The sequence below is a fragment of the Marinobacter sp. SS5-14b genome, assembly GCF_030541005.1.
Taxonomy (GTDB): Bacteria; Pseudomonadota; Gammaproteobacteria; order Pseudomonadales; family Oleiphilaceae; genus Marinobacter.
Map to the genome: position 1 here is coordinate 617902 of NZ_JASSVM010000002.1, position 13919 is coordinate 631820.

The following is a 13919-nucleotide window of genomic DNA, read 5'->3' on the forward strand; positions in this document are numbered from 1 at the left end:
CAATTTCGAGTGCGCAATCTTACGTGCGCCGGGCGTGTCTGTCCAGCCCCTGAGGGCAACTCGTGAGATCAGATTTTTGGCTGCCGCTGCTCCGGTGTGATGCTGACCAGACTCTTCTCATTACTGAACGTTACTTCGCCATCCTGGATGGAAACCTGGAGCGTCATGGAGCGCTCGGCCAGAGCTGCAAGCTCGGCGACTGTCTCGGCTGGAAGATCGACGATGGTCAGGTTGCCAAATCTTGCCAGCTTGTTATGGTGCTTCTCCCACCACACGGGCACCGCGCGGCCACCGTAGGTATAGAGGGTCACCTGTTGCGAGCGGTTGCAGGCTTTGCGAACCCGGTCTTCGTCGGGCAGGCCCAGTTCTACCCAGAGTTCGATGTCGTCGGTCAGCGATTTCTGCCAGAGTTCTGGTTCGTCATCGCTGCTCAGACCTTTGGTAAACTCCAGGTTATCACTGGCATTCAGGGCGAAGGCCAGCAGCCTGATCATCATGCGTTCGTCCGTCTCAGACGGATGGCGCGCCACGGTCAGGTGGTGGTCGGCGTAGTAGTGCCTGTCCATATCGGCAATATGGAGCGTGGCTTTGAAAATGGTGGCTTTCAGTGCCATTGAGAGTCCTGTGTTTTGGTCGGGCAGGGCATTAGTGTAAAGCAAATTTGATGAGGCGGTGCATAGCGGTATGGTGATGTTGCGCGGTTTTCTGGTGTTGGTGGTGTTCTTTCTGCTGGGGGAGGCGCTCCGATTATTTGCCGGACTGCCTGTCAGTGGCGGTGTGCTGGGTATGGTGATGGTCACGTTTACCCTGATAATGCGCGGCCGGGTGAGTGATGAGCTGGCCGAGGCCAGTCGGGGGTTGATTTCTGTGCTGGTGCTGCTGATTGCACCGGGCGTGGTTGGCGTGTTTTTCGTGTTTGACCAGTTTGCCGGGCATTGGGGAACCGTTGCGGTCGCGCTGGTGGCCGGCACGCTGCTTAGCGTGTTCACCACTCTGTTACTGATGAAGAAAGTCGCCGGCTCAACTGCGAAAGGGGTCGATCATGGCTGATGCCCCGGTTTTCGAGGACCTTATGTCGACCTGGGCGTCGGGCCCAATGCTGTCTATTGCCCTGACGCTTGGCGCCTTCATGGTGGCGCAGTGGTTGTTTGCCCGTTTTGGCCGGCCGTTATGGATGCCGCCGGTGCTGATTGCGGCTCTGCTGCTTGCTGCGGTGGTTGCGGCCTCTGGTCTGGGGTTTGAAAAATACAGCCAGGGTGCGGCTTGGCTGACGGCACTGCTGGGGCCCACAACGGTTGCTCTGGGAGTGCCGCTGTATCAGCAAATGCACCATATTCGTGCGCTGTGGAAACCCATTCTGGCCACGTTGCCGGTGGCTGCCTCGCTTGCCGCCGTATATGCGCTTGGTATTGCCTGGATGATGGGGGCGTCGCCCCTGGTGCTGGCGTCGCTGGCCCCGAAATCGGTGACTGCGCCTATAGCAATGGGGATTGCCGAGCAGTTGGGTGGCTCGGTATCCCTGACCCTGGGCGGCTTGCTGATTACCGGGGTGCTGGCGTCGTTGTTTGTGGACTGGGCCGCCCGGTGGCTGAACATCCAGGACGATCGGATTATCGGTTTTGCCCTGGGGTTGAATGGTCACGCCATCGGAACGGCCCGGGCGTTTGAGATCAGCCCAACGGCGGGGGCCTTTGCGTCCCTGGGTATGGGGCTGACCGGCGTGTTTACGGCCCTGTTGCTGCCGTTTGCGTTTCAGCTCTGGCTGCCTGCCCCATAATGGTGATTCATCTGGCGAATAACCCTATGTTGTAATTTCGATTGCCGAAGAGTCTTGTCGCGTCTAGCTTGTTTTTCAGGCAATCGGTGCAAACTGTGCCGATTTTCCGTGAAAATTCCTAAAAACAGTGACGGAAAACGCGATGAAAAAATTTCTGGCAGCTTTTGTGGGTTCGATGGCGCTGGCCGCTGCGCCGGTGGCCCTGTCCGCCGAGGCAACGAAAGAACTCAAGGTGGCTTATGATTCAGATCCGGTAACTCTGGATATTCATGAGCAGCTTTCTGGTGGCATCCTGCAGTTGTCCCACATGACGTTTGATCCTCTGATTCGCTGGACGAAGGATCTCGGGTTTGAGCCGCGCCTGGCGGAAAGCTGGGAGCGGGTTGATGAAAACACCATGCGGTTCAAGCTGCGCAAAGGCGTGAAGTTCCATTCCGGTAACGAGTTCACCTCTGCTGATGTGAAGTTCACCTTTGAGCGTTTGAAAGACAGCCAGGACTTCAAGGCCATTTTCAAACCGTTCAGCGGTATCAACATCATCGACGATTACACCTTTGAGCTGGTCACCAGTGAGCCCTACCCCTTGCTGTTGAATACCGCGACCTACATCTTCCCGCTGGACAGTGAGTTCTACAGCGGCAAGACCGAAGATGGAAAGGATAAAGGCGCCATCCTCAAGCACGGCAATTCCTTTGCTTCCGAGAATCTGTCCGGGACTGGCCCGTTCACCGTTGCCGAGCGCAGGCAGGGTGTGCGGGTGGAGTTCGAGCGATTTGACGGTTACTGGGATACCCAGTCTCCGGGTAACGTTGGCAAGATCGTGCTGACCCCGATCAAAGAGAACAATACCCGGGTATCTGCTCTGCTGTCCGGTGGTGTTGACTTCATCGCCCCGGTGCCGCCCAACGATCTTGAGCGGATTCGAAACGACAAGGACGCGAATCTGGTGACCATGAGTGGCACCCGCATCATCCTGTTTCACATGAATCAGGAGCGTGTGGAAGCGTTCAAAAATCCGAAGGTTCGCCAGGCCATCGCCTACGCGATAAACCAGGAAGGGATTGCGGCCAAGATCATGAAAGGGTTTGCCACCCCGGCCGCCCAGATGTCTCCGGCTGGCTACCAGGGCCACAATGAAAACCTCAAGCCTCGCTTTGATGTAGCCAAAGCGCAGCAGTTGATGAAAGAAGCCGGTTACGAGGATGGCTTTACCATCACCATGATGTCCCCCAACAACCGCTACGTGAACGACGACAAGATCGCTCAGGCCGCAGCGGCCATGCTGGCCCGCATCAACATCAAGGTCGACCTGAAAACCTTGCCGAAGGCTCAGTACTGGCCGGAGTATGACAACCGCGCCGCTGACATGATGTTGATTGGCTGGCACGCGGACACCGAGGATTCAGCCAACTTCTACGAGTTCCTGACCTTCTGCCCGGATGCCGGCAGCGGCTCTGGCCAGTACAACGCGGGTAATTACTGCAATCCGGAGATCGATGCCCTGGTGCAGAAAGCCAACGTCGAGACCGACCTGGACAAGCGCGCCGCCATGCTGCAGGAAGTGGAGCAGCGTTTGTATGACGACGCCGCTTTCATTCCGCTGCACTGGCAGGATCTGGCCTGGGCCTCGAAGAAGAACGTGAACATCGAGCCGGTGCTCAATGTTATGAACTTCCCGTACCTGGGTGACCTGGTGGTTGAATAATTACTGATTGTGGTAGGCCGGCGCTGGAGTAATCCGGTGCCGGCCTTTTGTTTGTAAGCTTTATCCGGAAAACTCCCATGCTAGCGTTTTTGGTTCAGCGGATTTCCCAGGCGTTTCTGGTCATGTTCGTGATCAGTGTGATCGCCTTTGCCATTCAGGATGGCCTCGGGGACCCGCTTCAGGAAATGGTGGGTATGTCCGTCTCCGAAGAGGAGCGGGAAGCCATTCGTGAGGAGCTTGGCCTGAATGACTCGATGGTGGTGCAGTACCTGCGGTTTGCGGGCAATGCGCTGCAGGGCGATCTGGGTAACTCCTATTTCTACAGCAAGCCGACCCTGGAAGTGATTGCAGAGCATCTGCCAGCGACCCTGGAATTGGTGATCGGTGCCAGTCTGATTATTGTGTTTCTCTCCGTGCCGATCGGTGTTTATGCCGCTATCCGGCCCCAGGCATGGTTATCCAAATTCTTTATGGGCGTCAGTACCGTGGGTATTTCCATCCCCGTGTTCCTGACGGCTATCGTATTGATTCAGCTGTTCTCCATTGGTGTGACGGTGAACTGGTTTCCGTCGGACACCGGCTGGGGCCAGTGGCTGAACGATTTCTTCAGCACCGAGGGCGGGCTGCCTTCTTACGGCCGGGGCGATGAGCTGACGCACCTGTTCGGAACCTGGGAATCCGGTTTCTTCACCGGGACCGGGCTTATGCATCTGGTTCTACCGTCGGTGTCCCTGGCGTCGATCATGCTGCCGCTGTTTATCCGCCTGATCCGGGCCGAGATGATGGAAGTGCTGCAGAGTGACTATGTCCGCTACGCCCGGGCCAAGGGCCTCAGTGCCGGCCGTATCAATTTCCTGCACGCCCTCAAGAACACCATGCTGCCGGTCATTACCGTGGGCGGTGTGCAGATCGGCATTATGGTGGCTTACACCATTCTCACAGAAACCGTGTTCCAGTGGCCGGGCGTGGGGCTGATGTTCCTGGAGGCCATTACCCGCAGCGACATTCCGCTGATTGTGGCTTACCTGATGGTGGTGGGCTTGATCTTTGTGGTGACCAACACACTGGTGGATCTGATCTACGGACTGGTGAATCCCACCGTCAAACTGACAGGTAAGAAAGCATGACAACGGCAACGGTTTCCCGCTGGGACCGCTTCCGCGAGTCCTTCTTCTGGCACAGTTTCAAGCGTGACAAGGTAGCTATTGTCAGCTTTGCCGTGCTGCTGATGATGGTGATGGCAGCTATCTTTGCGCCTTTGCTGGCGCCTGCGGATCCCTACGATCTGGCGCAGATCAACATCATGAATTCCGAACTGCCCCCGGTGGGCATGAGCGGTGCCGATCCGGCATTCCCTCTGGGTACCGATGCCCAGGGCCGGGACTTGCTGTCCACCATTCTGTACGGCACCCGCGTATCGCTGATGATTGGTTTTGGGGCAGTGGTTCTGCAGGCATTTCTTGGCATTCTGTTCGGCCTGCTGGCCGGCTACCTGGGCGGCAAGGTGGATGCCATCCTGATGCGCATTGCAGACGTGCAGTTGTCGTTTTCCACCTTGATGGTTGCCATTATTGTGGGTGCTGTGTTCAAGGCCAGTTTCGGCAACCTGATGTTCGGCGAGATCGCCATCTACATGCTGATCTTCATCATCGGTGTCGCCGAATGGCCCCAGATTGCCCGCACCGTTCGTGCCTCGGTGCTGGCGGAGAAGAAAAAGGAGTATGTGGACGCGGCCAAAGTCATGGGCTTCGGCACCCGCCGGATCATGTTCCGGCACATTCTGCCCAATACGCTCTCGCCGATCTTTGTCATAGCGACGGTGCAGATTGCCAACGCCATCATTTCCGAGGCGGCGCTGTCGTTCCTGGGCCTGGGCATGCCGGAAACCCAACCGTCGCTGGGCTCGCTGATCAAATCCGGCTTTGATTACATCCAGAGCGGTTCCTGGTGGATCACGCTGATCCCGGGCCTGGTGCTGGTGGTGCTCGTACTGGTCATCAATCTGTTGGGTGACTGGTTGCGGGATGTGATGAACCCACGGCTGTACAAGGGGTAACACCATGGCACTGTTGGAAGTTAAAAATCTGGATGTGCGCTTCGCCGTGCGTGGTGGCGACCTGACCGCACTACGCGGCATCAGCTTCAGCCTGGACAAGGGCGAGCGGCTGGGGCTGGTGGGGGAGTCCGGCGCTGGTAAATCGGTGGCGGCCTTTTCCATTCTCAATCTGATTGCCCAGCCCGGCTACATCGCCGGCGGGCAGATCCTGTTCGAGGGCAGGGATCTGGCCGCCATGAGCGAACGTGAGCTGCGCAAAATTCGCGGTAATCGCATCGCCATGATCTTCCAGGACCCGATGATGACCTTGAACCCCGTGCTCACCATCGGTACCCAGATGGTGGAGGCCATCCTGGCGCACCGGAAGATCAGCAAAAAAGAAGCCCGGGCGATTGCTCTGGACCGGCTGCAGAAAGTTCAGATTCCGTCGCCGGAGAAACGGCTGGATCAGTACCCCCATGAGCTGTCCGGCGGCATGCGCCAGCGGGTGATCATTGCCATCGCCCTGCTGCTTGACCCGGAAATCATCATTGCCGATGAGCCCACGACGGCCCTCGACGTGACTATCCAGGCGGAGATCATGGACCTGCTGCTGAACCTGTGCGAGCAGGAGAACGTGGCGCTGATGCTGATTACCCACGATCTCGGCGTGGTCTCCCAGGTCACCCAGCGCATGCTGGTGATGTACTCCGGGCGGATTATCGAACAGGGCCCGACCCGGGAAATCATCAATGATGCCCAGCATCCCTATACCCAAGGGCTGATCAACGCACTGCCCCAGATGGGCGAGCCCGGCGAGCGCCTGTTCCAGATTCCCGGCTCCATGCCGTCACTGAAGAGCGTGCCCACGGGCTGTCCGTTCCACCCCCGTTGCAAGTTCGCTACCGACCAGTGCAAGCAGGCAATGCCGGAGTATGTGCGCTCGGGCAATGTGAATGTGGCCTGTTACGAAGTTGCCAACCTGATTGAACAGGAGAAACGCATGCAGGAGGCCGAATCATGACCTCCCCTCTGGTAAGTATCCGCGGTCTCGAGAAACGCTTTGACCTGTCCGGCAGCCTGCTGGAGCAGATCACCTTCGAGGGCGGGCGTTTCCGCCGCAAACAGGAGGCAGTCCATGCCATCAACGGCGTGGACCTGGAAGTGCAGAAGGGCGAGGCCCTGTGCGTGGTGGGCGAATCCGGCTGTGGCAAGTCGACCGTGGCCCGAACCGTTATGGGCTTGCTGTCGCCCAGCGCCGGCGAGATTCACTACGACGGCCAGCGCATCGACAATCTGGAGCGCAAGGATTCTCTGCCCTACCGTCGCAAGATGCAGATGATCTTCCAGAACCCCTATGCGTCCCTGAACCCGCGCATGACCATCCAGCAGACCCTGGAGGAGCCGATCCGTTTCCACCATCCGGACTGGTCCCAGGTCCAGGTGCGGGACAAGATCCACGAAGTGATGCATTCGGTAGGCATTGATCCGGACTGGGGCAGCCGCTTCGGCCATGAGTTCTCCGGTGGCCAGCGCCAGCGCATCGCCATTGCCCGGGCACTGGCGGTAGACCCTGAATTTATCGTCGCCGATGAGCCCATCTCGGCTCTGGATGTATCCATTCAGGCTCAGGTGTTGAACCTGTTGATGGATGCTCAGGAGAGTCGCGGGCTGACTTACCTGTTCATTACCCACGATCTGGCGGTGGTGGAGCATTTCGGTACACGGGTAGCGGTCATGTATCTGGGCCGGGTCTGTGAACTGGCGGACACCAAAACCTTGTTTGCCACGCCCCGGCACCCTTACACCCAGGCCCTGCTCTCTGCGATTCCCAAACTGGAGGACGACCGGCCCAACCACATTCGCCTGAAAGGGGAGGTGCCGACGCCGGTGAACCTGCCGTCCGGCTGCGTGTTCCACGGTAGGTGCCCCTATGCCAACGAGCGCTGCCGGCAGGACGTGCCGAGGCTGATCACCACGGATGCCGGTACGCAGGTTGCCTGTCATGCCGTAGAGGAGGGGCGCTTGTAAGCGGTGGGCCGGGATAGGCTATTATGCTGTCATTATGCTTGTAACCGTTCCGCCATAACGCCCTGGGGCATTCATGGAAATACGTTGGCTTGAAGATTTCATGGCGCTGGCACGAACGCGCCATTTCTCACGTGCTGCTGAAATGCAGCACGTGAGCCAGCCTACGTTCAGCCGGCGCATCAAACTGCTGGAAGAAGCCATGGGCAGCACACTGATTGACCGGCAGAGCCTGCCTTTGTCACTAACCCCGGCGGGGGAGCTTTTCCTCGGGCTTTGCGAGAAAGTTACCCGGGAGGTTCGGGAAACCCGGGATCGCATCAAAGAGCTGGAGGAGGAAACCTCTGCTCGAATCAGTGTCGGCTCAACTCAGGGCTTGTTCTCGCACTTCTATCAGAGCTGGGCAAAAGACGCCGGCATCGCGGAACGGTTACAGCTGAATCTGAAGGCCACCAGCTGGGTGGGCGAGCAGTTTCTGGACGCCCTGGAAAGTGGCGAATGCGAGCTGGTGTTGTGTTACTGGCATCCCTACCTGCCCTGGGGTAGCCGCCTGGCCAGCGACAAATTCGAGTGGCTGGTGCTGGCCCATGAGTCACTGGTGCCGGTGAGCATCGGCGATGGCAGTGGTCAGCCGAGATTCGCCTTGCCTGGGAGTCCGGCCCAGCCTGTACCGCTGATTGCGTACCACAGCCGGGGCTTTCTGCAGTCTGCGATTGAAGGCCACCTGGCGCGCCAGAATGCCGGGGCCACGATGCGGCCACTGCTGGCTGTTGATTCGGGCCGGGCACAAACCGGTGTTGTGGTTGTATGAGCCGGTGGACTTCTGGCATGCCCATCAGCCGCTTCAGGACGAGCCCTGGCGAAAGCGGGTAGACCTTCGCAACAGTCAAAGTCCCGGTGCACCAACACTGGATAGCGACCAGGGCCTGGCGGTGATCGGTGACCCTGTTCTGGTCGCCGGCTTACCCGGAGACATCAACCCGGAGCCGCTGGTCAAGGCGCTGAATGAAACCCGGGTACACAAAACCGCCTACGAGATTGCCTGCCTGGCCCGCGCAAACGAGCTGGCGCTGCTGGGGCACCAGGCGGCGCAGGATGCCTTTGTGAATGGTGAAAGTGAATTCGGCATCAGTCTGGCCTACCAACAGGCCACCCGTCAGCGGGAGGCTGACGCGCCCTATCACAGCATCATTGGCCTGAACGAACACGCCGGCACCCTGCATTACCAGTATTACGATACCCAGCCTCCGGGTCGCCCACGCAGCCTGTTGATTGATGCCGGGGTTCGTTATCGGGGCTACTGTTCCGATATAACCCGCACCACGGCAGGCCCCGGTGAGTCCCGGTTTGCGGCGCTGGTTCACGGGCTTGAACGGCTGCAATTGCGCCTTTGTGACATGGTCGCACCCGGGGTGGACTACATCGATATCCACCGCAAGGCCCATCAGGGTATCGCCGTTCTGTTATCCGCTTCAGGTCTGGTGGTGGGTCTGGACGATGAGGCGCTCGTGGAACAGGGCATTACCCGGGCGTTCTTTCCCCACGGTATCGGGCACTTCCTGGGAGTTCAGGTGCACGACGTAGCGGGTAAGCTCACACCCCCGCCGGACGATGCGCCGTTCCTGCGGCTAACACGAACCCTGGAACCCGGTATGGTGGTGACCATCGAGCCCGGCCTGTATTTCATCCCATCTTTGCTGGAACCCATGCTGAAGGGCCATCGCCGCCAATACCTCAATACCGCATTGCTGAAAGAATTGCGGGGCTGCGGTGGCATCCGGATCGAAGATAATGTGCTGGTTACCGAGACAGGGATGCGCAACCTGACCCGGGAAAAGCGCCAGTAACGATACCGTTACAAAAAGTTGAATCTAAAACACTTGCAATCCTACATGGTAATAACAATAATTATCACTAACTTTAAGGCTGTTAGTGAGACGATACTATGTATGTATGCCTGTGCTACGGGGTGACAGACAGAAAAATTCGCGAAGCTGCTGAGAACGGCATTAGCTCCATGCGCCAGCTGGGCAAAGAGTTGGGCGTGGGACGGCAGTGTGGCCGCTGTGCCTGTACCGCTAAAGAAATCCTCCGGGAGTCCCGCTCACCGGATTATCTTGCTCTGGCCAATATGCTGGCCCAGCCGGCTTGAGCGGCCGGCTTAGACCCGCGCTCTGAGACACCCGTCATATCAAACATTTTTTATCATCGGTAAACCGACTATCCTTGTAGCCTAATGATCAAGTGATAGAAGGATTCGGGTTATGAAAGGTGATAAAAAAGTCATCCAGTTTCTGAACAAAGTTCTCGCCAACGAGCTGACTGCCATCAATCAGTACTTTTTGCATTCCCGCATGTATAAAGACTGGGGCATCACCAAGCTGGCCGCCAAAGAATACGAAGAATCCATTGATGAAATGAAACACGCCGATCTTCTGATCGAGCGCGTGCTGTTCCTGGAAGGCCTGCCGAACCTGCAGGACCTGAACAAACTGATGATCGGCGAAAACGTGGAAGAAATGCTCCAGTGCGACCTCAAACTGGAAGAAATCGCCCACGCCGACCTCAAAGAAGCCATCCTTTACTGTGAAGAAGTGCAGGATTTCACGAGCCGTGAATTGTTCCGAACCATCCTCGACAGCGAAGAAGAACACATCGACTGGCTCGAAACCCAGCTGGAAATGATTTCCCAGATGGGCATCCAGAACTACATCCAACTGCAATCTTCAGCCGCGGAGTAAATCTCGACAATGGATCTGTCCTGTTTTAAAGCTTACGACCTCAGAGGCTGCGTTCCGGAACAGCTGAACCCCAACCTGGCTGAGAAAATCGGCCGGGCCTATGTGGCCGTCACCGGGGCCAAAAAGGTCATCGTAGGCTACGACATCCGCCTGTCCAGCCCGGAAATTACCGAAGCCCTGAGCTCCGGCCTGATGGCTGCTGGCGCAGATGTTTACGATATCGGCCTGTGTGGCACCGAGCAGGTTTACTTCGCCACCAGCCATTACGACATGGATGGCGGTATCATGGTGACCGCCAGCCACAACCCCAAAAACCACAACGGCATGAAAATGGTTGGCCCCGGCTCGCGCCCGATCAGCTCCGACAACGGCCTGAACGACATCCGCGACCGGGTACTCGAACCCTTTGCCAATGCCCCGGAGCAGGGCAAATACGAAACCCTGGAAGTGATGGCGGCCTACATCGACCACCTGCTGGGTTACGTCGATGCAGCGACACTCAGGCCAATGACCATCGTCTGCAACGCCGGCAACGGCGGCGCTGGCCTGGTGATCGACGAACTCGAACAACATTTGCCATTCAAGTTCATCAAAGTGCACCACGAAGCCGACGGCCACTTCCCCAACGGCGTGCCTAACCCAATCCTGCCGGAAAACCGCACAGCCACAGCCGACGCTGTCATCGAACACGGCGCCGCCATGGGCATCGCCTGGGATGGCGACTACGACCGCTGTTTCTTCTTCGACGAAAACGGCCGCTTCATCGAAGGCTACTACATCGTCGGCCTGCTGGCGGACCAGTTCCTGAGAAAAACCGGCGGAGGCAAAGTCATCCACGATCCCCGCCTGACCTGGAACACCCTGGATCTGGTAAAGGCCGCTGGCGGCGAAGCCATCGAAAGCAAAACCGGCCACGCCTTCATCAAACAAAGAATGCGCGACGAAGACGCGGTCTACGGCGGCGAAATGAGCGCCCACCACTACTTCCGCGATTTCGCCTACTGCGACAGCGGCATGATCCCCTGGCTGCTGATCGCCGAACGCCTGTGCCAGTCTGGCCAAACCCTGTCGTCCCTCATCGACGCCAGAATCGAAGCCTACCCGGCCAGCGGCGAAATAAACCGCACCATCAGTGATCCCCCCAAAGTCATCGCCGCCATTGAAGCCAAATACACCGTTGGCGCCAAAAGCGTGAGCTTTGTTGATGGCCTGAGCGTGGAATTCGACAACTGGCGCTTTAACCTGCGCATGTCGAATACCGAGCCGGTGGTTCGCCTGAATGTGGAATCCCGGGGTGACATACCCTTGATGGAAGAAAAGACTGAGGAGTTGCTGGCAGAAATGCAGCGCCTGGACGCCCAAGACTGAAAACCCGGTCAGTGCCTGGGGGCAAGTGGGGCGGAGGGCCTCCGGAAACTGTGCGGAGCCATGGATGGCGGAGCCCAAGCGCCCCAGGGATGGGCCGAAGGAGCGTGTTTACGGAGGCCCTCCGCCCCACTTGGCCTTACGCCAGGGTCTGATGATCAGAGGCTCGGTTGATGAGATTCAGGAATCAAAGCCAGTCGTTCAGCATAATCCCGACACCAAACCGCTCAATCCGGTGGTTATAGTCAATCAGGCTCTCCCCATACCCGTTGTAATACTGGAAAAAGCCCTTCAACGTATCCCCCATCGGAAAACTGTACCCGAACTCCACCGACGTCCGGTTATCCGACCGAAGATTATTCAACAGCTTCAGAGAAAACGTACGGTCCTCCGTCAGCTTATACACCGCATGATAACTGGCATGCCCCAGATACCGCTCGATATCCGCATTGTCATCATCCCCGCCACTCTCCGGCAGTCGCAACCAGGGCTTCACCACAAACAGCCAACGATCATAACTGTAGCCCACCGAACCCATGATCCGGTTCCAGCTTCTCGAACGGGGGTCCGCCTGGCCATTGGATTGATGATTGAAGCCAACCGACACCGCACTCAAGGTTCCTGGCCCCAGCTCCCAATCCAATTGCTGGCGGAAAAACAGCTCCGGTTCATAATTGGTCTCCCGGAACGGAGCCGACTCATCCTGGTTGTACACCTGCCAGAACGACTTCTGGGTATAGCCAAACCAGAAGGTAGTCTTATCATCAAAAATACCGGTCAGCAGCGGCACCTTGAAGCTGATCTGATATTTCGCCTCCTCCCGCTCCAGACCATAGTCGTAGCCAATGGCTCCTAGCCGCGGGCTGGTCGGAAAGGGGTTGGGGTCCTTCACCCAGGTCAACGGCAGGATATAGTTGGGCTGGTGAGTAACAAAACTGCCTGCGAACGAAAAAATTGAACGCTCGGCAGACAGATAGTTGCTCACCAAAGACGCCATAACGCCGGTATCCGGATCGTCTTCAAGGGCATTGCCAACCAGTTTTTGTCGGGTTTCTTTGTCAGCGACCAGCGTTTCAGCACTCTTCTCTGCTTGCTTTAATGATTGCTCGTTGGCTCTCGCCCGTGCAGCCTTTGGGTCATGTCGGGCGTCGTAACAGGCCAGTCTCTGTACGCCTTTCCGTATCAGGGCGCAGTCAACACCGCTGGGGTCTTCGCTGCTCTGGGCCATTGCGGCTGAACTTAGCGTCACGCTGGCCAGGCATAAGGCGAGGACGCAATTGGGGCGAAACTTCATGGCAGTTCCCTCTAGCTCGCGGTCAGGCTGGACCAGGTGTTTCCAATGCCGTATACCCAGACTCCAATAAGGGTGAGGGTCAACAGCGCAAAAATAATCCGGTGTCTCGTCCGGCGATCATCGCTGGCGGTAGCGACCCAGCGCAGATACATCAGGCCGATAAAACTGAGGAACACCCCCAGGCTGGCGACGGCGGGAATCAACAACCATGCCGGGTTGATGGGGTTTTCAGCGGTAGACTGGCTGCTGAACCAGCCCATGGAAACCAAAAGAATGGCCAGGCAGGTAAACTCGGTAATCAGCAGTGGTTTGCGTCTTTTATCTGGCAGTTCTGCAGGTATATTGGTCATGTTCAGGCTCAGATGTCTGGAAGAGTGTTACAGTGGCGCCCATGGTAACCGGAAACGAAGTCGGTTGAGCGACAACCTACGAAACTGTCACTAAACTGGTTGAAATCAAATTCTGATTCTGCTGTTTGGTTTTTTTGCCGGGGTTCAATCGCTATAATGCTGCGACCGAAATATTATAACGCTCAAATGCGAGGTGCATTGTGAAGATGAAGAGAGTCCTGGCTGTTGGTTTGCTCGGCTTTAGCCTGGCTGCCGGAACTGCACTGGCAAGTGTTGAAGATGAGATTCGTGCGCGTATTCAGCCGATAGGCGAAGTGTGCCTGCAGGGTGAAGAGTGTGGTGAAGCGGCAGCGGCTCCGGCTGCGTCGGCCAGCTCCGGTGCCCGGTCCGGCAGTGAAGTGTACGATTCCGCCTGTATGGCTTGTCACACCACGGGTGCTGCCGGCGCTCCGATGATTGGCAACGCCGGTGCCTGGGCGCCGCGCATTGAGCAGGGCATGGACACCTTGATCAGCCACGCCATCAACGGTTTCAACGCCATGCCTCCGAAAGGCGGCTGTGGTAGCTGCTCCGATGAGGAAATCACCGCGGCGGTTGAGCACATGGTTGAAGCCAGCCAGTAAA

General features: G+C 57.6%; 14 protein-coding genes and 2 pseudogenes. 13 read left to right on the top strand and 3 right to left on the bottom strand.

Annotation, left to right across the window (positions count from 1 at the left end; genetic code table 11):
* Positions 1-68: 68 nt before the first annotated feature.
* The gene (locus tag QPL95_RS06795) at positions 69-614 is read right to left on the bottom strand and encodes a YaeQ family protein (protein ID WP_303290237.1); all 546 of its coding nucleotides are present in this window, start codon (positions 612-614) and stop codon (positions 69-71) included.
* Positions 615-684: 70 nt separating this feature from the next.
* On the opposite strand from QPL95_RS06795, the gene QPL95_RS06800 reads away from it, so the two are divergent.
* The 12 genes and pseudogenes from QPL95_RS06800 (at position 685) to QPL95_RS06855 (ending at position 11654) form a co-directional block, all read left to right on the top strand.
* Positions 685-1050, top strand: a complete 366-nt coding sequence (locus tag QPL95_RS06800; protein ID WP_303290238.1) for a CidA/LrgA family protein — start codon at positions 685-687, stop codon at positions 1048-1050.
* Positions 1043-1777: an LrgB family protein gene (locus QPL95_RS06805; protein ID WP_303290239.1), complete on the top strand. Its 735-nt coding sequence runs from the start codon at positions 1043-1045 to the stop codon at positions 1775-1777. The genes QPL95_RS06800 and QPL95_RS06805 overlap by 8 nt, the downstream gene beginning before the upstream one ends.
* Positions 1778-1919: 142 nt before the next feature.
* Positions 1920-3482, top strand: coding sequence for an ABC transporter substrate-binding protein (locus tag QPL95_RS06810; protein ID WP_303290240.1), 1563 nt, complete (start codon positions 1920-1922; stop codon positions 3480-3482).
* A 77-nt stretch (positions 3483-3559) separates the two neighbouring features.
* Positions 3560-4609, top strand: coding sequence for an ABC transporter permease (locus QPL95_RS06815; RefSeq protein WP_303290241.1), 1050 nt, complete (start codon positions 3560-3562; stop codon positions 4607-4609).
* Positions 4606-5538: an ABC transporter permease gene (locus tag QPL95_RS06820; protein WP_303290242.1), complete on the top strand. Its 933-nt coding sequence runs from the start codon at positions 4606-4608 to the stop codon at positions 5536-5538. The genes QPL95_RS06815 and QPL95_RS06820 overlap by 4 nt, the downstream gene beginning before the upstream one ends.
* 4 nt (positions 5539-5542) lie before the next feature.
* Positions 5543-6541, top strand: a complete 999-nt coding sequence (locus QPL95_RS06825) for an ABC transporter ATP-binding protein (protein ID WP_303290243.1) — start codon at positions 5543-5545, stop codon at positions 6539-6541.
* Positions 6538-7548: an ABC transporter ATP-binding protein gene (locus tag QPL95_RS06830; protein WP_303290244.1), complete on the top strand. Its 1011-nt coding sequence runs from the start codon at positions 6538-6540 to the stop codon at positions 7546-7548. Before QPL95_RS06825 ends, QPL95_RS06830 begins: the two co-directional genes overlap by 4 nt.
* Positions 7549-7621: 73 nt before the next feature.
* A pseudogene (locus QPL95_RS06835) lies at positions 7622-8281 on the top strand (LysR family transcriptional regulator); the annotation flags it as partial.
* A 22-nt stretch (positions 8282-8303) separates the two neighbouring features.
* A pseudogene (pepQ, locus tag QPL95_RS06840) lies at positions 8304-9392 on the top strand (Xaa-Pro dipeptidase); the annotation flags it as partial.
* Between the two features lie 98 nt (positions 9393-9490).
* Complete coding sequence (locus tag QPL95_RS06845; RefSeq protein WP_303290245.1) at positions 9491-9697, top strand: bacterioferritin-associated ferredoxin; 207 nt, start codon at positions 9491-9493, stop codon at positions 9695-9697.
* 112 nt (positions 9698-9809) lie between these two features.
* Positions 9810-10286, top strand: coding sequence for a bacterioferritin (gene bfr / locus QPL95_RS06850; protein WP_303290246.1), 477 nt, complete (start codon positions 9810-9812; stop codon positions 10284-10286).
* 9 nt (positions 10287-10295) lie between these two features.
* Positions 10296-11654 (top strand): phosphomannomutase, encoded by a 1359-nt coding sequence (locus tag QPL95_RS06855; RefSeq protein ID WP_303290247.1) that lies wholly within the window; start codon positions 10296-10298, stop codon positions 11652-11654.
* 184 nt (positions 11655-11838) lie between these two features.
* Here QPL95_RS06855 and QPL95_RS06860 read toward each other — a convergent pair whose 3' ends face one another.
* The gene (locus QPL95_RS06860; RefSeq protein ID WP_303290393.1) at positions 11839-12879 is read right to left on the bottom strand and encodes a phospholipase A; all 1041 of its coding nucleotides are present in this window, start codon (positions 12877-12879) and stop codon (positions 11839-11841) included.
* A 77-nt stretch (positions 12880-12956) separates the two neighbouring features.
* Positions 12957-13295: a hypothetical protein gene (locus QPL95_RS06865; RefSeq protein WP_303290248.1), complete on the bottom strand. Its 339-nt coding sequence runs from the start codon at positions 13293-13295 to the stop codon at positions 12957-12959.
* Positions 13296-13501: 206 nt separating this feature from the next.
* Between QPL95_RS06865 and QPL95_RS06870 the strand changes: the two genes are divergently transcribed.
* Positions 13502-13918: a cytochrome c5 family protein gene (locus QPL95_RS06870; protein ID WP_303290249.1), complete on the top strand. Its 417-nt coding sequence runs from the start codon at positions 13502-13504 to the stop codon at positions 13916-13918.
* Position 13919 lies beyond the last annotated feature (1 nt).

Bases quoted from the DNA above. Each gene is read 5' to 3' on its own strand.
- QPL95_RS06865 (WP_303290248.1), bottom strand. From the start codon at position 13,295: ATGACCAATATACCTGCAGAACTGCCAGATAAAAGACGCAAACCACTG.
- QPL95_RS06825 (WP_303290243.1), top strand. From the start codon at position 5,543: ATGGCACTGTTGGAAGTTAAAAATCTGGATGTGCGCTTCGCCGTGCGT.
- QPL95_RS06830 (WP_303290244.1), top strand. From the start codon at position 6,538: ATGACCTCCCCTCTGGTAAGTATCCGCGGTCTCGAGAAACGCTTTGAC.
- QPL95_RS06870 (WP_303290249.1), top strand. From the start codon at position 13,502: ATGAAGAGAGTCCTGGCTGTTGGTTTGCTCGGCTTTAGCCTGGCTGCC.
- QPL95_RS06815 (WP_303290241.1), top strand. From the start codon at position 3,560: ATGCTAGCGTTTTTGGTTCAGCGGATTTCCCAGGCGTTTCTGGTCATG.
- QPL95_RS06800 (WP_303290238.1), top strand. From the start codon at position 685: ATGGTGATGTTGCGCGGTTTTCTGGTGTTGGTGGTGTTCTTTCTGCTG.
- QPL95_RS06820 (WP_303290242.1), top strand. From the start codon at position 4,606: ATGACAACGGCAACGGTTTCCCGCTGGGACCGCTTCCGCGAGTCCTTC.
- QPL95_RS06860 (WP_303290393.1), bottom strand. From the start codon at position 12,879: ATGGCCCAGAGCAGCGAAGACCCCAGCGGTGTTGACTGCGCCCTGATA.
- QPL95_RS06795 (WP_303290237.1), bottom strand. From the start codon at position 614: ATGGCACTGAAAGCCACCATTTTCAAAGCCACGCTCCATATTGCCGAT.
- QPL95_RS06855 (WP_303290247.1), top strand. From the start codon at position 10,296: ATGGATCTGTCCTGTTTTAAAGCTTACGACCTCAGAGGCTGCGTTCCG.
- QPL95_RS06845 (WP_303290245.1), top strand. From the start codon at position 9,491: ATGTATGTATGCCTGTGCTACGGGGTGACAGACAGAAAAATTCGCGAA.
- QPL95_RS06810 (WP_303290240.1), top strand. From the start codon at position 1,920: ATGAAAAAATTTCTGGCAGCTTTTGTGGGTTCGATGGCGCTGGCCGCT.
- QPL95_RS06805 (WP_303290239.1), top strand. From the start codon at position 1,043: ATGGCTGATGCCCCGGTTTTCGAGGACCTTATGTCGACCTGGGCGTCG.
- bfr (WP_303290246.1), top strand. From the start codon at position 9,810: ATGAAAGGTGATAAAAAAGTCATCCAGTTTCTGAACAAAGTTCTCGCC.